Source organism: Paenibacillus marchantiae (assembly GCF_028771845.1).
Lineage (GTDB): Bacteria > Bacillota > Bacilli > Paenibacillales > Paenibacillaceae > Paenibacillus > Paenibacillus marchantiae.
On the sequence record NZ_CP118270.1, the window covers coordinates 4,684,985 to 4,709,016 of the forward strand.

The window sequence follows — 24,032 nt, forward strand, 5'->3', positions numbered from 1 at the left end:
AAACAGAGATGAGCAGTGAACAAGAACTCATTTCCATTGAAACAAGAGAAGTCACAAAGACCTACGGAGAGCGAGCAGCGGTTAACCATGTGTCACTACAGGTGAAGAAGGGAGAATTCGTTTCCCTGTTAGGTCCGAGTGGCTGTGGCAAAACAACACTGCTGCGGATGCTTGGCGGACTTGAGCAGCCGGATCAGGGGTGCATTATGCTGGGAGGTCGGGATGTAACCGGCATCCCGGCCTACGGACGCAACAGCAACATGATTTTTCAGCAGCTTGCGCTATTCCCACATATGGACGTATTCAACAACATCGCCTATGGGCTAAAGGTGAAGAAGTTACCGAAAGCCGATATCAGGAAGCAGGTACACGAAATGCTTGAGCTGGTACAGCTCGGAGATTATGGCAGACGAGCTGTTTCCCAGTTATCCGGGGGGCAGGCTCAACGCGTAGCCATTGCTCGCGCGTTAATCAACAGACCCGAAGTTTTGCTGCTCGATGAGCCACTTTCCGCACTGGATATGCAGCTGCGTCTGGATATGCAGCGCGAACTGAAACGCATACAACGAGAGTTCGGCGGTACGTTCATCTTTGTAACGCATGATCAGAATGAAGCCATGAACATGTCAGATCGGATCGGCGTCATGCGCGCTGGCAAGCTGCTGCAATATGCTACGCCTGATGAAATCTATGAAAGACCGGCAGACAGCTTCGTGGCCAAGTTCATCGGCGATACCAATCTTCTGGCAACAACGGTGCTTGGACAGGATACGAATGGAATCCGGGTTGAATGCTTCGGGTATTCGCTGCTGGTGAAGACAAATGAGAACACCCCGGTTGCCCTAATAGGTGACCGGCACTCGTTGTCCATTCGCAACGAATATATTCGACTTGGAGAGGATGCGAACCCTTGCCTGAACAAGCTGGATGGACGTGTCATAGAAGCAGTGTATGGCGGGGCCAATATTCGTTACACGATCCAGATTGCTGAGGGGTTTCTGGTTCAGGCCAGTGTACTGCATCAGCGGGGAGCCTCACGTTTTAGCCCGGGGGAGCCAATCCAGATTGGCTTTGATCCGGAGGACGCGCTCTTGTTATCCGAACCTTTGCTGCTTAATCCGGTACAGGAGGAAGGGATATGAATCGGGTTACGGATCGGATCGTGAATCTGTATTCATCCAAAAACCGCCGGTGGATTACCCAGTTGCTTCTTCTGCTACCCGCTCTGATCCTGATGGGCATCGTGTATCTGGGTGGTCTGCTCATCTTTGGCAGGTACAGCTTTGATATCTATGAAAATGGCAAGCTCATCCGGGGCTGGGAGTGGGATGCTTATCGTGCTTTTCTGTCCGATCCGTACTATTGGAAGCTGATAGGCACCACATTTCGCGTTGCCTTCAAGGTCACGCTATGGAGCCTGCTGCTTGCATACCCGCTAGCTTATTGTATTGCCGGCCTGAAGAAACCGGGCATGAAGCAATTGTTGCTGCTGCTTACGTTTCTTCCGCTGCTGGTCAGCGCGGTTGTTCGATCCTATGGCTGGCAGCTGCTGCTATCCAAACAGGGGTTCATGAACTGGCTGTTCATACGGCTTGGAATCACGGATGAAGGCTTCAGTATGATATATAACGAGACTGGTGTGGTTGTCGCTCTTGTTCATATTTTTCTGCCGTTCATGGTCTTTCCGATCCTGAATGTATTGTCGCAAAGTGACGCTTCGCTAAAAGCGGCTGCACAGGATCTGGGAGCAGGAAGCTGGCGGACATTCCTCACGATTACCCTGCCTTTATCAGCGAGAGGTATTGCTAGCGGGGTACAGATTGTATTCACGCTATGCCTCACGGCCTTTACAACGCCCCAACTGATTGGCGGAGGCAGAGTCATGACACTGCCGGTATTTATTTATCAGCGAACACTGGATACCAACTGGCCGATGGCTGCGGTAGCAAGTATATTCTTGCTCGTTTCTTCCATCATCGTTTCACTTTTGGTCAATAAAGGAGCCGAAATGCTGATGTTCCGTCGTTCCAGGAAGGGAGAGCAGGCTTATGGTTAAGTCGAAAAGGTTCACTAAATTGCTGCTCTATATATTTGCAGGGGCTGTAGCAGTTTATCTGCTGTTGCCACTGCTTATGATCCTATTGACATCAGTAGGTTCCGGATCGGCCAGTAAATTCCCGCCGGAAGGTCTTACCCTGAAGTGGTATGCGAATCTGGGAGAGCAGACTCAATTTCTCGTTGCATTCAAGAACAGTCTGATTGCCTCCACTGGAGCGGTATTGCTGGCGCTGATTACCGGAACACTTGCGGCGCTGGCTATCGTACATTACCCTTTCCCGGGTGCTGGCATCATGAGAGCATTTTTTGTATCCCCAATGGTTATGCCGAAAATAACGCTTGGTATTGCATATCTAATTTTGTTCTCCAAAATGCATATTGCAGGCGGATTGTTCGCTCTTATTTTGGGTGAAGCGGTCATCGTGCTTCCATTCGTGCTAACGCTTGTAGGCAGTGCATTGGCCAACCTGCAGTCCGCACACCGAGAGGCGGCAGCAGACCTTGGAGCAGGGCCACTGCGTATCTTTTTTACAATCACATTGCCACAGCTTAGACTATCTCTGCTCCTTTCAGGGTCAATCGCATTTGTCTTCACTTTTGACCAGGTAGAGGCTGCACTACTGCTGCTTCGTCAGGACAGCTACACTCTGCCGATACAACTGTTTCTTTATATGGAAAAGTGGCAGGACCCGACGATCGCTGTTGTATCTGTCGTACTTATCGCTTTTGCACTGGCCTTGTTCATGATCATCAAGCTGGTATTGCGCTCAGTACCTGGACTTGAGAGTTTGTTTGGGGGCAGGAAAAACAAAAGGAGGTCTGAATCATGAACAATTCACATCATATATCCCACAGCTCGGGTCTCAACCGGGACCGGGCGGAAGACGTAATGAAAACTCAGGGACTTCGTGCCCTGATCGCAACAACTCCGGAAAATATTCACTATGTCATCGGCTCCCAGCTACGCGCAAGCAACTGGACCATGCAGATTTACGCCATTCTACCTGCCGACCGATCCGCTCGACCATGTATCGTCATTCCGACGAATCGTTTGGGCGTTGTGGCCCAATTCGGTATCACTGGAGTAGATATATTTGCCTACAGTGACTTCTTCGTGGAAGGTTCGATCGAAGGCAAACCTTCTACGGATGACATTGATCTGTTCTACTCTCTGCTACAAACGACAGTCATTCATCCAGGACCGATAGAAGCGCTTAAAGCTGCACTGAAACAACTCGACATCGAGAATCAACCGATTGGAATCGATGAGATGCGAATCGCTCCTGAACTTTTGGCACGGATCACGGAGGATGCGCCTCAAGGAGCAGTTGTTCACGCGTACAAGCTATTTCGCCAAATCCGCTTGGTTAAGACGCCTTTCGAAATCGAGCAGCTCCGACAGGCTGCCCAAGTCAATGAACGGATTGAGCAAGAGCTGATTGATCTGATCGCAGCCGGTGTTCATGAGAAGCAGCTTGCTGACCATTATCGGCTATCTGTGATGAAAGCAGGTGGGACTCCTGCAATGACTGCGGTAGGAGCGGGTCCGCGCAGTGCGCTGCCGCTCATCGAAAATTATTTTCATATCATCGAGCCAGGTGATCAGATCCGCTTTGATCTGTGCTTGCAACTGGAAGGATACTGGGGAGATACAGGGCGTACCGTTGTGGCAGGAGAGCCAACTCCCTGGATGAAAAAACATTTTAATGCAGTAAAAAGTGGATGGGAGACGGCACTTGAAACCGTACGCCCTGGCGTCAAGGCTTCCGACGTCTTTCATGCGGCTGTGTCTCGCGTGCAACGTGAGGGAATTCCGCATTACCGACGTCAGCATGTTGGTCATGCCATTGGCTTGGAACTGTATGACGACATGACTCTTTCTCCTGGTGACCAGCGCATACTGGAGCCTGGCATGGTGCTGTGTGTGGAGGTACCATATTATGAGCTCGGCGCTGGTGGCTTCCAAATCGAGGACACGGTTGTTGTAACTCCAGATGGATATGAGTTTTTGACTCATATGGAGCGTAAACTGTTCATCAAATAACGATTAATGGAAGGCTTCAGCCAAGCGATCAGTCAGCAGCCGATCATGGAGCTTTCCTACCGAGAAAGTTGGAATATCATGATTCAGCAGGGAACTAAGACGTTTCGTAACATTAGCCTTGCGCTGTTTGCCGGAGGTTTTGTAACTTTTGCGTTACTTTACAGCCTCCAGCCCCTGATGCCCGAGATTAGCGAGGCATTTGCGATCTCGCCTGCACATTCCAGTCTTACCCTCTCAGTTACGACGATTGCCATGGCACTGACCATGTTGTTCATCGGTTCCTTATCTGATTCATTGGGAAGACGATTTATTATGACAGCAGCTTTAGTTGTTTCATCTATTATTGCTATGATTAGCGCGTTTAGCCCTGGATTTACCGAGTTGCTTCTACTTCGAATTCTCCAGGGAGTTGCACTTGCCGGGCTGCCCGCGACAGCCATGACATATCTGTCTGAAGAGATTGAGCCTGCCAGTCTAGGGTATGCCATGGGCCTCTATATCAGCGGAAATTCGATCGGGGGTATGGCTGGTCGTTTTATCAGCGGCGTGATCACAGACTGGTTCAGTTGGCGTGCTGCAATTGGTTTTATCGGTATTCTTGGCCTATGTGCGGCTGTTATTTTCTGGCTTGTCATCCCGCCATCCCGCCATTTTGTCAAAGCGACTCCTGGATTCAAAAAGATCATTCCGCTTTTGTGGTCACAGTGTCGGAATCCACGTCTACTTTGCCTATACGGATTGGGATTTCTTCTGATGGGGGGCTTCGTGACGTTATTCAACTACATTGGATTTGAATTGACAGGAGAACCTTATCATCTTAGCCAGTCCATCGTCGGTAGCCTTTTTGTTGTGTACCTTATGGGTACGTTGAGCAGCACCTGGATGGGCAGGCTTGCAGATCGGTATGGAAGATCGAATGTCCTTGGAATCGCGCTAGGTATTATACTGGCCGGTGCAGTCTGTACCATTCACCCCGAACTTTGGGTCAAAATAATTGGACTTGCCCTGTTTGCCTTTGGTTTCTTTGGCGGACATTCCATCGCCAGCAGCTGGGTTGGACTCGTGGCGGATCAGCATAAATCCCAGGCCAATGCCTTGTATTTGTTTTTCTACTACGTGGGATCAAGTGTCAGCGGAACTGGAGGGGGACTACTTTACAGCCATCTGGGTTGGATTGGCATTGTGGGCATGATTGGTCTGTATGTGGTAATCGGCTTTATATTGTGTCGGTTGCTTATAGAAAGGGTACAAGAACATAAGCTTACTTTTTAGCTAAACATAGATCGAAAGTTCGGTAATAAAAAGCACTCATTTTGACCCATAATCACCCAATAGTCCCTAATACAATAACTAACTTTTTTCGACAAGTATTGCATATCCCGAAATACCGAGTATAATACTGGGTAAATAGATGCAAAGGGGATGCAATAAACGATGAAAACACATGCTGAACTGAACTCACTTCTTGTTGACGATTATCTGGATCTCCTGAACATAGCGAAACAGCTAGGTGATGAGGAGTGGAAAGAGGCCATTCTGCAAGCATTGAAAGAAGAAGTGGATGCTAATCATCATCTGGATTCAACCGAGGTTAGACAGGATCTTTGGAGTCAATTTGAAGGTATTAACGAACAGATGCATGATCTGTTAATGCAACTGAAAAATGCCGAGGGTCCCGAAGAGAAAGAACAGATTATTGAAGCCATTTGGGGACTGAAAGTGGACCGCCATGCCATTACTCGCAAACTTGAAACCATGAGCCGTGCCAGCGCTGGACATCAATAAAGCTCTAACGTTTATTATAAAAAAATAAAAACCCGCATGCCGCCCTATGGAATTAATAATTCATGGGTTGGCATGCGGGTTTTGTGTTTGTTGCTGTATTTGTTTAGTAAGGGTTAAAACTGTTTAGCGAGTGTACGTGCCTCTTCAATGGCTTGCTGTTTGATCTCATCTGCCCGTTCCTTATATTGGTTATGTCCTTCCACAAAAATGCCTTCAAGCTTCGGAACACCCAGGAAAGACATGATAATGCTCAGGTAACGATGACCAGATTCCATCTGAGCCGCAGGCCCTTCGGAATAAATGCCGCCACGAGCCTGAATATGCAGTGCCTTTTTGTTGGAAAGCAATCCAACCGGGCCTTGTTCCGTATAACGGAACGTTTTACCAGCCACGCAGATGGAGTCGATATAAGCCTTCATAATTGGAGGAAAAGAGAAGTTCCACATCGGTGTCACAAAAACATATTTGTCAGCAGAGGCGAATTGATCCGATAATTCATTCAAACGTTGAACCTTAGCCTTTTCTTCAGAAGTCAATTCGCTGCCGGATTGAAGTTTCCCCCAACCACTGAATACATCTGCATCAATATGAGGAATATCCGAGCGATACAAATCCAGATGAATAACCTCATCCGAGGAATGGCTTTCACGATATGCATCCACAAACGCTTTACCTGCAGCCATGCTGAAGGAAGTTTCATGATCATGAGGATGGGCAGTAATATACAATAATGTAGACATACGGTTCTTCCTCTCTATGATGTTTTTTGCCAAAAAGGGCCCACATTAATAAGCGACCGATGTAGTATGCATCGTTTATAACGTTTTATACCTGGATAGTGACCTGGTACTCAATCATGTATAATACAATGGTGTAAAGTGAATCGAACGATAATAGGAATGAGTGAGATGAGCGCATATGGGAATGGATCTGGAGAAGCAACGATTAAGCATTGAAGCAGCGAAATTGTATTATCAGTCGGATTACAGCCAGCAGGATATTGCGGTCAGGCTGGGCGTGTCACGTCCAACGGTATCTCGGTTACTTCAGTATGCGAAAGATCGCGGTTACGTTCGCATTGAAATTATGGACCCGCTGGAGGATATCGACATTATCGCCGGGGAACTCAAGGCCAAGTATAATCTGGATACTGCGCTTGTATGTTTTGCCCCGTTGAAGAGTGATGAAGAAATTTTGAAACATATTAGCAAAAGAGCAGCAGATTACTTACAAGATACGGTGCAAGATGCGGACATTATTGGGGTAACCTGGGGGACAACCATGAACGCCGTAGCCCGTCAGCTTCGTCCCAAGCAAGTCAAAGGCGTGGAAGTGGTTCAACTTAAGGGAGGCGTAAGTCATTCCCACGTGAATACGTATGCGGCAGAAATTGTTCATTTATTTGCGGAAGCTTTCCATACGGTTCCCCGATATTTGCCTTTGCCCGTGATCTTCGACAACATTGAAGTCAAAAAAATGGTAGAAGCAGACCGACATATTGGCAGGATCGTGGAACTTGGCCGACAGGCGAATATTGCCATGTTTACCGTAGGTACAGTGAAGGAAGATGCACTTTTGTTCAGACTGGGGTACTTTAATGATGAAGAACAGCAATTGCTGATGCATTCAGGTGCAGGTGACATTTGTTCACGTTTTTTTGACGCCGAGGGCCGCTTGATCAGTGATGAGATTAACAACAGAACCGTCGGAATTGACCTGGCCGAGCTGCGAAATAAGGAAAAATCGATTCTCGTGGCCGGGGGAAAACGTAAAATAGAAGCCATTCATGCTGCGCTCAAAGGTCATTACGCCAACATTTTGGTAACAGATCAATACACAGCTCAGGCTTTGCTCCGATTATAATTCAATGGATGACAACATCTGCCACGCGACATGGGCGGATGTTTTGCTTTCTTAGACAGAAGCTATACTGTACGATTTCATCTTGGTGAGGGAAGCCTTTTGTTTAATGAAGTTTCCATGGAATGTGTTAAGATTTCAATGATGAACAAAAGTTCATATTGATTTTTACATATGTTCATGTTAGGGTAGGGATATAGAAAATAACTAGTTCAGATAAGGGGAGATTGAATTGACTACACCACAATTAGCCAAAATGATAGATCATACCTTGCTTCGTGCAGATGCAACACAAAGTGAAATGGCCAAATTGACCGAAGAAGCGAAACAATATCAATTTGCTTCTGTATGTGTTAACCCAGGATGGGTTGCTTATGCTGCTGAACAGCTTCAAGGTACTGGCGTAGATATTTGTACCGTTATTGGTTTCCCTCTGGGAGCTTCCACTTCCGAGACCAAAGCATTCGAAACTAAAGACGCGATCGCTAAAGGTGCTACTGAGGTGGACATGGTCATCAACATTAGTGCTTTGAAAGACGGCAAAGATGAGTTTGTGGAACAGGATATTCGTGCAGTTGTTGAAGCAGCAGCGGGTAAAGCTTTGGTGAAAGTCATTATCGAAACTTGTCTGTTGACGGATGAAGAGAAAGTACGTGCATGTCAGGCAGCAGTAAAAGCTGGAGCTGATTTTGTCAAAACATCCACAGGTTTCTCTACGGGTGGAGCAACACCAGAAGACATCGCTTTGATGCGTCGTACCGTAGGTCCAGATGTAGGCGTTAAAGCTTCCGGCGGCGTGCGTAGTCTGGAAGACATGCAAAAAATGATCGATGCAGGAGCAACTCGGATTGGCGCAAGTTCCGGTGTGAAAATCATGCAAGGCGAACAATCTACATCTAATTATTAAATCGTGAGTAATTTAGCTCGATAAATTCCACTAGATGGAATGCTTGGATGCTTTAAAAGGGTTTAACTTGTTCTTCATATCTATAAATGGATGTGGAGAACAAGTTTTAAAGCTGATCCAAATTTTCTATATTTTTAATTAAAACAGAATCATAAAAAACCGAATTTATTGTAAGCGCTTCAACCGTTTTCTGAAAGGTTAATTCATCACATATATGGGAAACCTTTGAGCTGAATGATCATCCGGCTTAACTACCTTCAAAGGAGAGATAGAATGAAATTCCTAATTGCCCTTCTTGGTATACTTGTTGTCTTTGGACTAGCTTATCTGGTCAGCAACGGTAAGAAGAAGATCCGATATCGTCCACTAATTATCATGATTGTTTTGCAAGTTATATTGGGATACGCATTGTTGAACACAGAAATCGGTACGTTTTTGATTGGCGGTTTCGCGACTGTATTTGAAAGTTTGCTTGGCTATGCAAATGACGGTATCTCATTTGTATTCGGTGGCTTGACTACCGTTGGTGCAGACAGTGGGGGCGCGCCGTTTTTCCTCAGTGTATTGATGCCGATCGTCGTCATCTCAGCGCTCATTGGGATATTGCAGTATATCCGAATCTTACCTTTTGTTATAAAATATATTGGTCTGGTATTAAGCAAAGTCAACGGAATGGGCAAACTGGAATCATATAACGCGGTTGCTTCGGCTGTATTGGGGCAATCTGAAGTGTTCATTTCTGTGAAAAAACAAATTGGGTTGCTGCCGAAACATCGGCTGTACACCTTGTGTGCCTCGGCGATGTCCACGGTATCGATGTCGATTGTCGGTGCCTATATGTCCATGATTGATCCGAAATATGTGGTTACGGCACTTGTGCTGAATCTGTTTGGCGGTTTTATCATTGCTTCCATCGTGAATCCTTATGAGGTTTCCGAGGAAGAAGATATATTGGAAGTACAGGAAGAAGAAAAACAATCCTTCTTCGAAATGTTGGGCGAGTACATTTTGGATGGTTTCAAAGTTGCCATCGTCGTAGCAGCAATGTTAATCGGTTTTGTTGCTTTGATCGCACTGGTTAACGGGATCTTCAGTGCAGTGCTCGGCATTTCGTTCCAGGAACTGCTTGGTTATGTGTTTGCACCATTTGCCTTCATTATGGGTGTTCCGTGGAAAGAAGCGATTCAAGCGGGAAGTATTATGGCTACCAAAATGGTATCCAACGAATTCGTTGCCATGCTTGATCTGACCAAACAGACTACATTGTCTGCCAGAACAACAGGTATCGTATCCGTCTTCCTCGTATCGTTCGCCAACTTCTCCTCTATCGGTATTATTGCCGGTGCGGTGAAGGGACTTCATGAGAAACAAGGTAATGTGGTGGCCCGCTTCGGTCTGAAACTGCTTTACGGTGCATCGCTTGTCAGCGTGCTGTCTGCGATCATCGCCGGACTGTTCTTGTAAAAGCCGGATTATTGGAAGGAGTGCTTAAGTTATGTCAACATTCAAAAGAGTACATCTGATCGTTATGGATTCAGTGGGAATTGGTGAAGCGCCGGATGCAGCGGAATTCGATGATTTCGATGTCGACACCTTTGGTCACATTGCACGTGAACGCGGAGGATTGAAGATGCCGCATATGGCCAGTCTTGGACTGTCCAATATTAAGGAAATTGAAGGTGTGCCTGTAGCGGATGCACCAAAAGCCTTTTACACCAAGATGCAGGAAGCATCCAGAGGAAAAGACACCATGACGGGTCACTGGGAACTGATGGGCCTGTACATTGATACCCCATTCCGCGTGTTCGCAGACGGATTCCCGGATGAGTTGATTCAACGCATTGAGGAAAAAACAGGCCGTAAAGTGATCGGTAACAAACCGGCCAGCGGCACGGAAATTCTGGATGAGCTGGGTGCAGAGCATGTTGAAACTGGCGCGCTCATCGTATACACATCCGCGGATTCGGTTTTGCAAATTGCAGCCCATGAGGATGTTGTTCCACTGAAAGAACTGTATGAAATCTGTGAGTTCTGCCGTGAAATTACACTTGAAGATCCGTATATGCTGGGCCGCATTATTGCACGTCCATTTGTAGGTGAAGCGGGTGACTGGAAGCGTACAGCTAACCGTCATGATTACGCGCTCAAACCTTTTGGCCGTACCGTGATGAATGAACTTAAAGATGGTGGATTTGACGTGATCGCTTTGGGTAAAATCGCAGATATCTACGATGGCGAAGGTGTAACCAAGTCTGTACGTACCGTCTCCAACATGGATGGCATGGACAAACTGTCCGAAACGATGGATGAGGCGTTCACTGGACTCAGCTTCCTGAACCTGGTTGACTTCGATGCCCTGTTCGGTCACCGTCGTGATCCACAAGGTTATGCTCAAGCACTTGAAGAGTATGATGCTCGTCTGCCAGAGATCTTCAGCAAAATGACAGACGATGATCTGCTGCTCATCACAGCTGACCATGGTAATGACCCAACCTACCGCGGAACGGACCATACACGTGAGTATGTGCCACTGCTTGTGTATTCTCCACGCTTCAGTGGGTGCAAAAAGCTTGAACTGCGCAGTACGTTTGCGGATGTTGGAGCAACAGTAGCTGAGAACTTCGGAGTGAAACTGCCTGAATATGGCACAAGCTTCCTGAAGGATTTGAAATAGTCAACATTTTTATCTTTAACTGAACTTGGGGAAAGCTGTTATTTTCTTGAAGCATAAAGTTGGACAGGATAACCACGGGGACAGCTTCGGCTGTTCCGGTTCCTGGCCTTCATTCAATCATATGGATAACTGGAGGAGATTTAATCATGAGTACACATATTGGAGCTAAACCCGGAGATATCGCAGAAACAATCCTTTTGCCAGGAGATCCATTGCGTGCAAAATTTATTGCAGATACGTACCTTGAAGATGTCGTTTGTTACAACGAAGTTCGAGGAATGCTCGGATTCACGGGTACATATCAAGGACACCGTATCTCGGTGCAAGGCTCGGGCATGGGGATTCCATCGTTCAGCATCTATGCTAACGAACTGATCAGCGAATACGGTGTAAAAAACCTGATTCGTGTCGGAACTTGCGGAGGTATGCAAGAACATGTACGTGTTCGTGATGTTATCCTTGCTCAAGCTTCATGTACCGATTCCAGCATGAACAAGCTCGTATTTGGTGGATATGACTTCTCCCCGATCGCGTCGTTCTCCCTGCTGAAAGAAGCCTATGACCGCGCAACTGCCAAAGGCATGAAAATTCACGTCGGTAACGTATTCAGCTCGGATTCCTTCTATCGTGACGATCGTTCCGTGACTGAGAAATTGATGCAGCACGGCGTACTGGGCGTTGAGATGGAAACAACTGCACTGTACACACTCGCAGCCAAATTTGGCGTAAACGCACTCACGATCCTGACTGTAAGTGACCACTTGCTGACAGGTGAAGAGACTTCCGCCGAAGAGCGCCAAAAAACGTTCAACGACATGATGGTAGTAGCACTGGATACAGCAATTACGCTGTAATTGTTGCTAAGCATCATTTGATTTTGATCGAAACTTTTGTTTCAAGCACGTAGTGGAGGACCCGGAATCGATTCTAAAGAAGCGAAGCGTTCGCCCTATAACAAAACATAAAATTTACACGATCACGAAGAGGGCAGAAAAAACCTGAAGAAGCGAAGCGTCCGCCTTTAGCACCGGATTTTCCCTTTAGAAAAGGGAATCAGAAAAATCTGGGGATAACAGCGGTTGGAAGGTTGTTCTGCCATCGGAGTGACCCGTGTAAATCACCCACAACGAAGGAGAGATCATCATGAGAATGGTAGACATTATTGCTAAGAAACGCGATGGAAAAGAACTGACAACAGCTGAGATTGATTTTGTTGTTCAAGGATACACACAAGGCGAAATCCCTGATTATCAAGTCAGCGCTTGGGCGATGGCTGTATTCTTCAAGGATATGACTGATAAGGAACGCGCAGATTTGACCATGTCCATGGTGAACTCGGGCGAGACCATTGATCTGTCCGCAATCGAAGGTATCAAGGTAGACAAGCACTCCACAGGAGGCGTTGGCGATACTACAACGCTGGTACTGGCACCGCTTGTTGCTGCTCTGGATGTTCCAGTTGCCAAAATGTCCGGACGTGGATTGGGTCACACTGGTGGTACAACGGACAAACTGGAATCTGTTGCAGGTTTCCACGTCGAGTTGGAGAAAGAAGAGTTCATCCGCCTCGTTAACGAACATAAAGTTGCCGTTATCGGTCAAAGTGGCAACCTCACGCCGGCAGACAAAAAGCTCTATGCATTGCGTGACGTTACAGCTACCGTTAACTCCATCCCACTGATCGCAAGCTCTATCATGAGTAAGAAAATTGCAGCAGGTGCCGATGCGATCGTATTGGATGTCAAAACGGGTGCTGGTGCATTCATGAAGACAACAGAAGATGCAAAAGAACTGGCACATGCCATGGTAAGCATCGGTAACAATGTAGGACGTAAAACAATGGCTGTCATTTCCGATATGTCTCAACCACTGGGCCTCGCTATCGGTAACGCGCTTGAAGTGAAAGAAGCCATTCTCACGCTGCAAGGTAAAGGACCGAAAGATCTGGAAGAACTCTGTCTGGCGCTTGGACGTCAAATGGTATTCCTTGCTGGTAAAGCAGACTCCTTGGAGCATGCTGAGGAGAAATTGAAAGAAGTGATCCAGAACGGTAAAGCGCTGGAGAAATTCAAGGACTTCCTGGCAAATCAAGGCGGAGACGCTTCAGTTGTAGATCACCCAGATCGCTTGCCACAAGCGAAATATCTGGTTGAAGTACCAGCGGATAAAGACGGATATGTAGCTGGTATCGTCGCTGACGAAATCGGTACTGCAGCAATGCTGCTCGGCGCAGGCCGTGCAACAAAAGAGTCCGAGATCGATCTTGCTGTGGGCTTGATGCTCAACAAAAAAGTGGGTGACCAAGTTAAAGCTGGTGAATCACTCGTAACCATCCATGCGAATCGTGAAGACGTAGCAGACGTAATCGCGAAGATCAAAGAGAACATTACTATTGCAGATCATGCAGATGCTCCTGTATTGGTGCATGATATCGTAACTGAATAATATATCAGGCAAACAAGGTTAACCTGATGCCGGAATAAAATTTAAAGCCCCGAAGTTATGCATTCCATAGCTTCGGGGCTTTTCTTATTTATTTTGCAATTCATCATACGTCACAACTGAATCTGCACTGGTATAAATGTATGGGGTAGATGGCTGATCGACCGGAGTTACCTTCGTCGCCCGAATCTCAATGGTGTCCTCACCATTCACTTGAGCAGAACCAATGGTGCCATCGATTTGTACCCAGCTGTCTGTAGGATAGCTGTCTGCATTCGGGACATGAATCATCACACCAAAGGGTGCCGCGTCTGCTGGGCAGCACATCACGAGAAATCGCCCTAATGCAAAATGAGATTCATGCTCCATACTTTTGTCTCGATATACAAACCCGGTAAGGCTGATAGCCTTGCCTGCAAATTGTCGTTGGAACATATCGATCGAACCTAATGTCTCGGAGAAGATTTCAGGATATACCTTTATGACTGATTCCGCATATAACTTCTCTGCCAGTTTGGCAAATTCACGACTGTACTCATCCGGGGGAACGAATTGTACTTTCGTGGCAGGCACAGATGATTCAACATTTGCAGTTTTTTTGGATAGATCTTTAATGTCCAGTTCTACTGTATCAGATAAGGGTTCTTTTCGACGAATTTCCGGAGGTCCATAGGTTAGGGACATGCCTTTTTGACTGGCCATAGAACTGCCTAGTGCCTGATCCGGCAAAAGAAAACCAAGTACTAATGGAATGGCAATCAATCCATACATCAGCGAGCTGCGTCCCCATCCTGAAGGAGGCGGATGCTCACAGTCGCAATGGAGCTGGCTATTACCGAATAGTCCGTGCCAGGCCATGATGGCGGCAATGAACAAAAAGGGAACAGGGCAGCAGAGTAACAATCGCTGCATCGTCGGCGCCAAGTAATAATGAAGAGAATCCGTTGTATTCAAATGAATGATGTATACGGCGAGCCCGCCGATCCACAGCGCACGAATCAGGTTATGCCACTGGATAGGGTGAGATTTGGTAACCGGAGCTTTGGTCACTGTATAACCAGGATGGTTCATGTAATCACCTCTTTTGATCAGATAATACATTCATACATGCTCATGCCAAAAGGTTAATCAACCACGATCCCGCGAAAACCAACGCAATAATGACCAGGCTCAAGCCAATAACAAACCGGGTGCGGAAGGTGGAGAGCAGCATCAATGTGCTTTTGAAATCAAGCATTGGACCGAGAACGAGAAAGGATAATAGCGGCCCTAACGCAAACGTGTGAGAGAAGGCTGAGGCTACGAACGCATCGGATGTCGAACAGAGAGACAATACATACGCAAAACCCATCATGAAGGCATAGGAGGCAACAGGCCCGTTACCCAGAGAAATGAGATCACTGCGGCTGATAAAGGTTTGAATGCAGGCTGTTATTAGAGCACCAATCACCAAATATTTGCTCATATCAACAAATTCGTCACCCGCATGGATGAAAAAGCTGCGCCAGTTTTTATCGTGCACGTGATCATGATCGGTAGAATGGGAATGAGGCTGTGCCATTTTAAATCCGGGATGTGTCTTGACCTCCGTCACTGTAGCCTTCGGTTTACGCAATGGATTCTGGCGGACGAACATATACACCAGACCACCGATCGCAGCTGCTACAGCAAAGGCCAGTCCCATACGGGCGATCGTAATTTCGGGATGGGAAGGAAAAGCGAGCAGGGTCGCGGTAAAGACAATTGGATTTACTACAGGGCCGCTAAGAATAAAGGTCACCGCGATATAGGGGGGCATGCCTTTATGCATCAACCGTCGAACGACCGGAATCATGCCACATTCGCAGATGGGGAAAACGATTCCCAGCAGACCCGCTACCAGCACACCTCCGACGGGGTTCTTAGGCGTTAGTTTGCGAATCATTTCCTCAGATACAAACCATTGCATTAGCGAAGATAACAGCACCCCTATGAGCAGAAATGGAGCGGCTTCGAGGAAAATGCTGATGAATACTGTTTTCATATTTTGTAAGGCTTCACTGTTCCATGCTCCTTTCAGATTGGGAGCCATCGTAATCAACACGGGAACAAGAAATGCACAGGGAATCAGGAATGACAGGAGCTTAAGATTGGCTGCCATTTTCATGGGATAAACCTCCAGAACCGGGACTTTGGTAAAATATATGCTTGTACCGTCCCCATCATACTCGTTCGCAGTAATTAATCAACATTTTTACGATTTACATATCTGGACCTTAAAAACTTCTAATGTTGACAAAAGAAACGATGTTCAGTTATAGTTAATTTTGTTAATAGTAATAATTACTATTAAGTAATGGTTATTCTTCAGCCCATCGGTCGAGTGTAAGCTACATAGCATTCCGATTTTTTTAGTTTTAAGAGGATAAATGGAAGGGAGTAATTAAAATGACAGAACAACAACAAGTACTACCCCGAGTTCCGGTTACGGTTTTAAGTGGATATCTGGGCGCAGGCAAAACGACATTGCTTAACCATGTGCTTCATAATCGAGAGGGTATGCGAGTCGCTGTCATTGTGAATGACCTGAGTGAAGTCAATATTGACGCTGGTTTAATCCGGGATGGTGGTGGATTGTCACGTATTGATGAGAAGCTGGTGGAGATGTCCAATGGCTGCATCTGCTGCACGCTGCATGAGGATTTGCTGAAAGAGGTGGAACGGCTTGCGCTGGACGGTTCTTTTGACTATATATTGATTGAATCGACAGGTATTGGAGAGCCAGTCCCCGTTGCCCAGACATTTACGTATATCGATGAAGAGCTGGGGATCGATTTAACAAAATTTACGCGGCTCGATACGATGGTGACGGTAGTGGATGCTGCCCAGTTCTGGCGTGACTTCAATTCCAAAGAAACGTTGAAGGATCGGGGGCAGGAAGCCGGGGATGATGATGTACGGGGGATCGTTCATCTGCTGACGGATCAGGTTGAATTCTGTGATGTGCTGATTTTGAACAAGTGTGATCTGGTATCGGAAGATGAATTACTCAAACTTGAGAAAGCACTACACGCGATGCAGCCGGAAGCCCGACTTATTCGCACCACACATGGACAGATTGACCCAAGGGAGATATTGAATACCGGACGGTTTGATTTTGAAAAAGCAAGCCAGTCTGCGGGCTGGATCCGCGAATTAATGAAGGAAGAGCACACACCTGAGACAGAGGAGTATGGCATTCACTCATTTGTGTACCATCGGAAACGTCCGTTTCATCCGGAGCGTTTGCTGCGTTGGATTGCGAAATGGCCTGATAGTATTGTGCGTTCCAAAGGTTTAATGTGGCTGGCTACACGTAACCATATGGCGATATCGTTCAGTCATGCGGGAACATCCAAGCAGTTGGGACCAGCCGGGTTGTGGGTAGGCGCGATGAGTGACGAAGAGCGACAAATGCATTTTGGTGATACACTTCCGCCTATTCCGGATTGGGATGAGCAGTGGGGCGATCGGGTTACGAAACTGGTGTTTATCGGGATAGACATGGACCGAGCGGAGATCGAACGGACGTTAGATGAGACACTCCTTACCAACGAAGAGATGCAACTGAACTGGCGAGAACTGAAAGATCCATTTCCAGCGTGGAGTTGAAGTGAAAAGAAAAAGATCTTCAAGTTCAATGGTGCACCTGAAGATCAATGATTGTATTGGATTAAGGATTTTAGCTAAAGTACAAATCGCCAAGATAAAAATCGCCGTTACCGCTTTTTTGCGGACTAAACACAAAGGAAAGATATACTCCAAAAGAACCCGTCCACCCTTGTGGATAATAAATGGCTTTGTAACTTTGACTTATTTTGGTTTTGTCATTCATTGAAATCACTTTAAAATCAGCTGATTTGATGTTAATCAATTGATCTGCATATTTGGTCAGTGTTTTTTTATCATTTGCTTCAATGAGACCTTTAACTTTAGTCTTGAATTTATCTTTTTGATACTGCTTGCCTCGATCAAAAAAGTCAATCTCGGCATTTTCAATGACTTTGTCATCTATGTATTTATCAAACTCACTAGTACTGCCCGTTTTAAGTGCTTTACCATACATTTTAATCAGTGTTAGAGATTCTTTTTGCAATTTGGCTATCATCTGAGCATCAGTTCCAGTCATCTTGATTGAGCCTGAAGTGCTCGAACTACTTGTTTTACTTGAATCTTCAGAACCTTTAGTACCTGTACTGCTGTTATTATTACTTGAACTACTAGACTTACCGCTACCTGAATTAGTAATACTTACAACTTTGTTGCTAACATTCAGAGATACGTTGGCTCCCAATGCTTCTGCTGTGGTACTTACAGGCAAGTAAACATCACCGTCATAAACTAATGCATTCAGTTTGTCTCCAGCTTCATTCTTGGGTGTCCAAGACAAACCGTTTACTTTAAAGCTAATGTTGCTGTCGAGTGCTGCTTCAATATCCTGAATTCCGTTTGAAGCTGCCACACCCAGGGCACCGAAAGCCAAACTGCATGCTACCAATGACCCAATAAAAGTTGATTTTTTGATCTTCATCTAGTTCCTCCGTAGGTAAATTATAGTGATACCAAAGCAGTATATCATATGAAATTGTAATGTGCATACAAAATTTTACTTTAGTAGGTGAGGGGTTGACAAACATAAAAGCATGGGCTAAACTCATTAAATAGTAATTATTACGATTAAATAGATCAAAGGAGGCCATATCCATGAGAGTCATTGTAACCTTAGCCTGCACCGAGTGCGGAGATCGCAACTATACAACAACCAAGAACAAGCGTAACCATCCGGAACGGATCGAATTGAAGAAGTATTCACCACGATTAAAGAGAATGACCATTCACCGGGAAACAAGATAATTTTTTTTGTCATTTTTAAATCGTAATATTTACGAAAAGAGGAAAAGCCATGATTCTATCTTCCATGCGTGATGTGGTATTCGGATACGGCAAAGAGCCAGTCATTGACCAACTGTCGCTGGATATCCATGTGGGGGAGTTTGTCGGCATTACAGGACCGAATGGTTCTGCGAAGACAACCATGCTGAAATTGCTGCTGGGGCTGTTACAGCCCTGGAGCGGCACGGTACATATGAATGTGCAGTCCGTACGTGGCAGTAAGCTGAACATCGGATATGTACCTCAACAGGTAGCATCATTCAACAGTGGATTTCCCAGTACGGTGATCGAACTGGTGCGATCCGGATGTTACCGCAAACTCGGCTTGTTCCGCAGATTCACATCCGAGCAGGAAGCCATTGTGGAACGCAGCTTGCGGGAAGTCGGCATGTGGGAATATCGCAACGCCCGGGTTGGAGAACTATCTGGTGGACAAAAGCAGCGAATCTGCATTGCCAGAGCCTTGGCAGGCCAGCCGCAGGTACTCGTGCTGGATGAGCCGACTACAGGCATGGACCGGCGCAGCCGTGAAGGATTCTATGATCTGATGCGCCATTATGCAGACGTTCATGCACTGACCATTATTATGGTCACCCACGGATTAGAAGAGATGGGCAACCGGTTGGACCGGACGATTACCCTGGAGCGGCAAGAAAGTGAGGAATGGCAGTGTTTGAATACGAATTCATGCAGCGTGCTTTCTGGGCAGGCGGACTGATCGGAGTCATTGCTCCAGTTTTAGGAGTCTATCTGATGCTGCGACGGCAGGTGCTAATGGCGGATACGTTGTCCCATGTTTCATTGGCAGGGGTTGCCCTTGGTTCTGTGATGAACCTAGATCCGGTGATCTGTGGATTTGCGATTGCGATTATCGGCGCATTGCTGGTGGAACAACTCCGGCGAAATTACCTGACATATAGCGAGGTGCCTGTAGCGATCATTATGACGTCGGGTCTGGCCCTTGCTGTGGTGCTCATGAGTCTGAAAACCAATCTGTCCAAGACATTCAGCTCTTACCTGTTCGGTTCCATCGTTGCCGTTAGTGATATGCAGTTATGGATTATGGCGGCTGTGTGCGTCATCGGACTGATTTTTTTCATCGTACTCAGAAGGCCACTGTACAATTTAACGTTTGATGAAGAGACAGCTTCCATTGGAGGCATTCAGGTAAAAGGTTTATCCTTTGCATTTGCCATTCTGACAGGAATGACTGTTGCTTCAGCCATGCCGATTGTCGGCGTATTGCTTGTGTCTGCTTTAATTGTACTGCCCGCTGCCCTGGCACTGAGATTGTCACGCAGCTTTGCGGCAGCGATCCTTATTGCTGTCGTCACTGGATTAATTGGTATTTTTAGCGGACTGACAACCTCTTACCATCTAAACACACCACCGGGAGGAACGATTGCTCTCATCCTGTTGGTCTTTCTATTGATTGGCATATCAGCACAAAAGCTGATTGGACGATATAACCGTAAACGTCATCGTAAAGAGAGAAAACAACAACGTGCAACTCTATTCATACATTCAAGGGAGAATACGCCACATGAAATTCAATAAAAAATCAGCTCTTGCACTATTATTCAGTCTTACACTTATCGTAGCCGGTTGTGGACAAAATCAGTCCGCTTCCGATTCCAGTACCAGCTCGGCTAACACGCCAGCACCTGCAGAGACCGAAGAGGCCAAACTGAACGTTGAAGTCAGCTTTTATCCAATGTATGAATTCACCAAAAATGTAGCGGGTGATCTGGCTAATGTTCATACACTCGTTCCTGCGGGTATGGAGCCACATGATTGGGAGCCGACACCACAGGATATTGCGAGCATCGAAAAAGCGGATGTGCTTGTTTATAATGGGGCGGGAATGGAATCCTGGATCGATCAAGTTACGGATAGTCTGAGCAATGCCAAACTCATTCAAGTGGAAGCGAGTCATGGGATCGATCTGCTGGAAGGATCGGAAGAAGAGGAGCATGATCACGAACATGCCGATACAACCGACACGCATGACCATGCGGATGAAGCGACAACAGAGGAGCATAATCACGATCATGACGCCGAAGCAGAAGAAGGACATACACATGATCATGATCACGGTGGACTTGATCCCCACGTTTGGCTGTCACCTGCACTTGCCGTGAAGGAAGTACGGAATATCGAGGCTGGACTCGCACAGGCTGCGCCTGAACATGCGGAGCAATTCAAGCAAAATGCCGACGCCTATGTTGCCAAACTGGAGGCACTGGATCAGGATTTCACGGCAGCTGTAGCAGACAGCAAACGTAAAGATTTCATCACACAGCATGCTGCGTTCGGTTATCTTGCAAAGGAATACGGTCTGCAGCAAGTACCGATTGCCGGTCTGTCTCCTGAACAAGAGCCTTCCGCAGCTCAAATGGCATCCGTTATTGATTTTGCCAAGGAGCATCAGGTGAAGACGATTTTCTTCGAAACGTTGGTTTCATCCAAAGTATCAGAGACTATCGCCAACGAAGTAGGAGCCAAAACAGCTGTATTGAACCCAATTGAAGGATTGACGGAAGAGGAAATCGCAGCTGGAATGGATTACATCGGTGTAATGCGGCAGAATTTGGAGGCACTGAAACTGGCACTGAATGAATAGCGGTTTTGCTACTTTAACAAGTTGAATTTACGAAAAAAGAGAACCCATTTGATGCCCGTCATCGAAAAAGGTACAATAATACAACATGCTGAGGAATGGCACAGCCATTCCTTTGCCTTTGGCCACGCAGAGAGCACAGGGATGTGCTCTTTTCGTTGTTCAAGGTGACGGAGATCATGCGGGGAACGGGAGGAAATGCCTTATGGATTCAGATGAAGAACAGGAAGTACTATTAAGCCAGCAGCCTGCCCATCTATGGAGAAGACGCAAGCTGGAGTTAATGCAGTGGACGGAACGCGAGAAGCAGACCGTGGCAGCGAAGAGAACGGAGATTTGGAACGATGTCGAAGTGGATGCTGAGTTAGTTGATGCCTTGACTTTGCTTCACAGAGCGGGCGTACGTACCGAGTTTTCTTGTGCTGGTGTGAGCCCGCTCGATGAGCCGATAGATCATTCCCTTTATGCCTATGTTACACTTATACAAAATGAGGCAGCCGATCGATTTGTGACTTATGCGCTGTCGCAGATGCGCAATAGATTGCTTGCCACACTGGAGACAGGAACGGGTCGATATGATCTGTCGTCTTTTTTCATAGGTCATAACCGGAGTTTCTGCTGGTGGATGCAATATTGCGCCGCGCATTTCATGGATCGAAACGATTTAAGTGTAGCCACGTAGTATAGTGATAGGTATTTTTACTCGGAGGCAAGGGAGGTAGGACCGGATTGAATAAATGGCTCAAAACCATACTGTTTCTGGTGGGTTCAGCGCTACTGACCCGCTTTATACCATTTTCTTCATTGTTCCGTAACCTGGATACGATGATACACGAATTTGGCCATGCACTGGTAACACTGTTGTTATCCGGCAAAGTATTGCGCATTGAGTTATACGCTGATCACAGTGGCGTTACATATTCATCCATGCTGACACCAGGCAGATCTATATTGGTTTCCTTAGCGGGGTATGTCACGGCGTCTCTCTTTGCCTGGCTGTTATTCTATCTTTACCGGAAAGGACGGCACATGTGGGGGCTCGGCATTATGACGGGTGTAGCTCTTGTGTCGCTTCTCTTCTATGTAAGGGGAGAATTCGGCATGCTCTGGCTTACAGGCTTTAGTGCGCTGAATGTTGTGATTATGATCTTTGGTGCCAAAATCGCGAAATTCTATTATTTGTTGCTGGCTTTCCTCACACTGGAAGAGTCCGTAGTTAGTGCCATGTATGTTGGGCTAATGTCCTGGACACAGCCGTCCCGGGCAGGGGATGCAGCCAATCTGGCTCAGCAGACATTTCTCCCGGCACTGTTCTGGGGAACGTTATTTGCACTGTTTGCACTGTGGTGTGCGAAGGGAGCACTGACGCTCTTTTTCCGAAAAGAAAGCACGGTCCGCACGTCAAAATCCCGTGGATTACGCGGGCGTAATGTTTAGAAAACAGAGAAGGCACTTCCTTTTTTATTAAAGGAGAGTGCCTTTTTGCGTGTCTTCGTGTCAATCTCCAAGATTGTCCCATAACACATAAAAGTAATAAATTTCTTCCATGATCGCCTTATCATCCTCAGCGGCAATACCGCCCTTCATCCTTGCAAGGGTACCCAGAATATCGTAAATCGTCTCACGCTCCACACTGAACTGTATGCGATTGACGATCTTGTCCCAGGCTTTCATCGCGTAATCGATTTGGGACTTGGCTTCAGTCCATTTTTTGCCCTCAACCTGTTTCTGCAATGTTTGTACAGATTCAAGCAAGCGATCATCAGCACCAAAGGGCTTTTTGAGAAGGGCTCCGCTTGCCATTATCGCAACGAACACAAGAATGAGGCAGATCGGAAGCACATACAGCAACCAGAAACGCGATTTCATTCAATCGCCTCCTTCATGTAAATTTAGAAAGGCCCCTCATAATCGCCCATATCGATTTTTTCGGTGATCTTATCTTTGAATAGATCAATATACAATTTATCGTTAGGCAATATGGCGGCAAAAGCAATATCCTGTATCGTCACTTTTTGCTTTTTAAGCTGCTCGCTGAGCCAGTTCGTATCTTTGTTTCGTTCCTCCAGATTTTGCTTAATCAGCACGCCATCAATGATAATCTCGGTCATCAGCTTGCTCTTGGCAGGATGCATATGCATGTCCTTCGCGGTTACCGGTTGATTCTCTGGTTTCAACACAACAGAGAGACTGCCGTCCGGTTCAAGAATGGCATAATCCAGCGTAGTGATGTCAAATACATCCTTTTGCCGCAGCATCATGGTCAATTCGTCAAATTTCACACGCATTTTACTCAGGTTTTGTTCGAGAATTTTACCATTCTGGATGATCAGTGTGGGGTCAGAGTCCATCAGTTTGGAGATGGTACGATTTTTCAGCGTAATATACTGAAAAATAATCGTGATAATGGTGAAAATGGTCAAGGCCACAAAATGAATCCACGCCTTGGAAGATAGATCGGTCGCAAATGTACCTGCGATGGAACCGATCGTAATACCGTTAATGTAATCAAAATACGTCAAGTTGCCCATTTGTTGTTTGCCCAGCACCCGGGTATAGATGATCAGGGTCAGAAAGGCGATAATCGATCGCACAGCAACAACCCATGTTTCTTCCATCATGTATGTATCACCTTCCTTCGCTTCATCTTACAGATTGAAAATGTGAATGCTTGAAGCCATTCTTTAATTCCACCCAGCATATTTGTGGGCTATAACAAGCTTTTCCTAGG

The 24,032-nt window shown here is 46.4% G+C and carries 25 protein-coding genes; 19 read left to right on the forward strand and 6 right to left on the reverse strand.

Annotated elements, in window-relative coordinates:
• The first annotated feature begins 8 nt into the window (after positions 1–8).
• The 6 genes from PTQ21_RS21235 to PTQ21_RS21260 all read left to right on the forward strand — a co-directional run bounded on the left by PTQ21_RS21235 (position 9) and on the right by PTQ21_RS21260 (position 5,887).
• Entirely contained in the window at positions 9–1,142 is a 1,134-nt protein-coding gene (locus PTQ21_RS21235) for an ABC transporter ATP-binding protein (RefSeq protein WP_079695970.1), read from the forward strand.
• A complete protein-coding gene (locus tag PTQ21_RS21240; protein ID WP_274567042.1) occupies positions 1,139–2,056 on the forward strand; it encodes an ABC transporter permease in 918 nt (305 codons plus the stop codon). The genes PTQ21_RS21235 and PTQ21_RS21240 overlap by 4 nt, the downstream gene beginning before the upstream one ends.
• Entirely contained in the window at positions 2,049–2,888 is an 840-nt protein-coding gene (locus PTQ21_RS21245; RefSeq protein WP_274567043.1) for an ABC transporter permease, read from the forward strand. The genes PTQ21_RS21240 and PTQ21_RS21245 overlap by 8 nt, the downstream gene beginning before the upstream one ends.
• Positions 2,885–4,102, forward strand: coding sequence for a M24 family metallopeptidase (locus tag PTQ21_RS21250; RefSeq protein ID WP_274567046.1), 1,218 nt, complete (start codon positions 2,885–2,887; stop codon positions 4,100–4,102). The genes PTQ21_RS21245 and PTQ21_RS21250 overlap by 4 nt, the downstream gene beginning before the upstream one ends.
• Positions 4,103–4,180: 78 nt before the next feature.
• Positions 4,181–5,374, forward strand: coding sequence for an MFS transporter (locus tag PTQ21_RS21255; protein WP_090807502.1), 1,194 nt, complete (start codon positions 4,181–4,183; stop codon positions 5,372–5,374).
• Between the two features lie 162 nt (positions 5,375–5,536).
• Entirely contained in the window at positions 5,537–5,887 is a 351-nt protein-coding gene (locus PTQ21_RS21260; protein WP_063563897.1) for a hypothetical protein, read from the forward strand.
• Positions 5,888–6,000: 113 nt separating this feature from the next.
• On the opposite strand, the gene PTQ21_RS21265 is transcribed toward PTQ21_RS21260, so the two are convergent.
• Positions 6,001–6,627: an FMN-dependent NADH-azoreductase gene (locus PTQ21_RS21265; RefSeq protein WP_063563896.1), complete on the reverse strand. Its 627-nt coding sequence runs from the start codon at positions 6,625–6,627 to the stop codon at positions 6,001–6,003.
• A 184-nt stretch (positions 6,628–6,811) separates the two neighbouring features.
• On the opposite strand from PTQ21_RS21265, the gene PTQ21_RS21270 reads away from it, so the two are divergent.
• The 6 genes from PTQ21_RS21270 (at position 6,812) to PTQ21_RS21295 (ending at position 13,773) form a co-directional block, all read left to right on the forward strand.
• Entirely contained in the window at positions 6,812–7,750 is a 939-nt protein-coding gene (locus tag PTQ21_RS21270) for a DNA-binding transcriptional repressor DeoR (RefSeq protein WP_063563981.1), read from the forward strand.
• A 253-nt stretch (positions 7,751–8,003) separates the two neighbouring features.
• Complete coding sequence (gene deoC, locus PTQ21_RS21275; RefSeq protein ID WP_072733500.1) at positions 8,004–8,654, forward strand: deoxyribose-phosphate aldolase; 651 nt, start codon at positions 8,004–8,006, stop codon at positions 8,652–8,654.
• 273 nt (positions 8,655–8,927) lie between these two features.
• Positions 8,928–10,118, forward strand: a complete 1,191-nt coding sequence (locus tag PTQ21_RS21280) for a NupC/NupG family nucleoside CNT transporter (protein WP_053780590.1) — start codon at positions 8,928–8,930, stop codon at positions 10,116–10,118.
• Between the two features lie 31 nt (positions 10,119–10,149).
• On the forward strand, positions 10,150–11,328 hold the full coding sequence (deoB, locus tag PTQ21_RS21285) for a phosphopentomutase (protein ID WP_274567049.1): 1,179 nt from the start codon (positions 10,150–10,152) through the stop codon (positions 11,326–11,328).
• Between the two features lie 146 nt (positions 11,329–11,474).
• Positions 11,475–12,182 carry a purine-nucleoside phosphorylase gene (gene deoD / locus PTQ21_RS21290; RefSeq protein WP_063563894.1) on the forward strand — a complete coding sequence of 236 codons (708 nt, stop codon included), beginning with the start codon at positions 11,475–11,477 and terminating at the stop codon, positions 12,180–12,182.
• Between the two features lie 289 nt (positions 12,183–12,471).
• On the forward strand, positions 12,472–13,773 hold the full coding sequence (locus PTQ21_RS21295) for a pyrimidine-nucleoside phosphorylase (protein WP_064638097.1): 1,302 nt from the start codon (positions 12,472–12,474) through the stop codon (positions 13,771–13,773).
• 84 nt (positions 13,774–13,857) lie between these two features.
• Here the strand turns inward: PTQ21_RS21295 and PTQ21_RS21300 are convergent, their stop codons facing one another.
• Together PTQ21_RS21300 and PTQ21_RS21305 are read right to left on the reverse strand one after the other, a co-directional pair.
• A complete protein-coding gene (locus PTQ21_RS21300) occupies positions 13,858–14,841 on the reverse strand; it encodes a TIGR03943 family putative permease subunit (protein WP_274567051.1) in 984 nt (327 codons plus the stop codon).
• 40 nt (positions 14,842–14,881) lie between these two features.
• Positions 14,882–15,916, reverse strand: a complete 1,035-nt coding sequence (locus PTQ21_RS21305) for a permease (RefSeq protein WP_072732936.1) — start codon at positions 15,914–15,916, stop codon at positions 14,882–14,884.
• Between the two features lie 281 nt (positions 15,917–16,197).
• Between PTQ21_RS21305 and PTQ21_RS21310 the strand changes: the two genes are divergently transcribed.
• A complete protein-coding gene (locus tag PTQ21_RS21310; RefSeq protein ID WP_274567053.1) occupies positions 16,198–17,400 on the forward strand; it encodes a GTP-binding protein in 1,203 nt (400 codons plus the stop codon).
• A 70-nt stretch (positions 17,401–17,470) separates the two neighbouring features.
• Here PTQ21_RS21310 and PTQ21_RS21315 read toward each other — a convergent pair whose 3' ends face one another.
• On the reverse strand, positions 17,471–18,319 hold the full coding sequence (locus PTQ21_RS21315; protein ID WP_072732938.1) for a stalk domain-containing protein: 849 nt from the start codon (positions 18,317–18,319) through the stop codon (positions 17,471–17,473).
• Positions 18,320–18,492: 173 nt separating this feature from the next.
• Between PTQ21_RS21315 and rpmG the strand changes: the two genes are divergently transcribed.
• The 6 genes from rpmG to PTQ21_RS21345 all read left to right on the forward strand — a co-directional run bounded on the left by rpmG (position 18,493) and on the right by PTQ21_RS21345 (position 22,738).
• Positions 18,493–18,642, forward strand: coding sequence for a 50S ribosomal protein L33 (gene rpmG / locus PTQ21_RS21320; protein WP_090806450.1), 150 nt, complete (start codon positions 18,493–18,495; stop codon positions 18,640–18,642).
• Between the two features lie 49 nt (positions 18,643–18,691).
• Positions 18,692–19,399 carry a metal ABC transporter ATP-binding protein gene (locus PTQ21_RS21325; protein WP_063563890.1) on the forward strand — a complete coding sequence of 236 codons (708 nt, stop codon included), beginning with the start codon at positions 18,692–18,694 and terminating at the stop codon, positions 19,397–19,399.
• On the forward strand, positions 19,345–20,238 hold the full coding sequence (locus PTQ21_RS21330) for a metal ABC transporter permease (protein ID WP_274567054.1): 894 nt from the start codon (positions 19,345–19,347) through the stop codon (positions 20,236–20,238). Before PTQ21_RS21325 ends, PTQ21_RS21330 begins: the two co-directional genes overlap by 55 nt.
• Positions 20,225–21,304, forward strand: coding sequence for a metal ABC transporter substrate-binding protein (locus PTQ21_RS21335; RefSeq protein ID WP_274567055.1), 1,080 nt, complete (start codon positions 20,225–20,227; stop codon positions 21,302–21,304). Before PTQ21_RS21330 ends, PTQ21_RS21335 begins: the two co-directional genes overlap by 14 nt.
• A 202-nt stretch (positions 21,305–21,506) precedes the next feature.
• Entirely contained in the window at positions 21,507–21,983 is a 477-nt protein-coding gene (locus tag PTQ21_RS21340; RefSeq protein ID WP_064638083.1) for a hypothetical protein, read from the forward strand.
• A 47-nt stretch (positions 21,984–22,030) separates the two neighbouring features.
• Entirely contained in the window at positions 22,031–22,738 is a 708-nt protein-coding gene (locus PTQ21_RS21345) for a M50 family metallopeptidase (RefSeq protein ID WP_064638081.1), read from the forward strand.
• Positions 22,739–22,798: 60 nt separating this feature from the next.
• On the opposite strand, the gene PTQ21_RS21350 is transcribed toward PTQ21_RS21345, so the two are convergent.
• Positions 22,799–23,170 carry a DUF4363 family protein gene (locus PTQ21_RS21350; RefSeq protein WP_063563885.1) on the reverse strand — a complete coding sequence of 124 codons (372 nt, stop codon included), beginning with the start codon at positions 23,168–23,170 and terminating at the stop codon, positions 22,799–22,801.
• 23 nt (positions 23,171–23,193) lie between these two features.
• Entirely contained in the window at positions 23,194–23,922 is a 729-nt protein-coding gene (locus PTQ21_RS21355) for a DUF421 domain-containing protein (protein ID WP_079695960.1), read from the reverse strand.
• Positions 23,923–24,032: the final 110 nt, after the last annotated feature.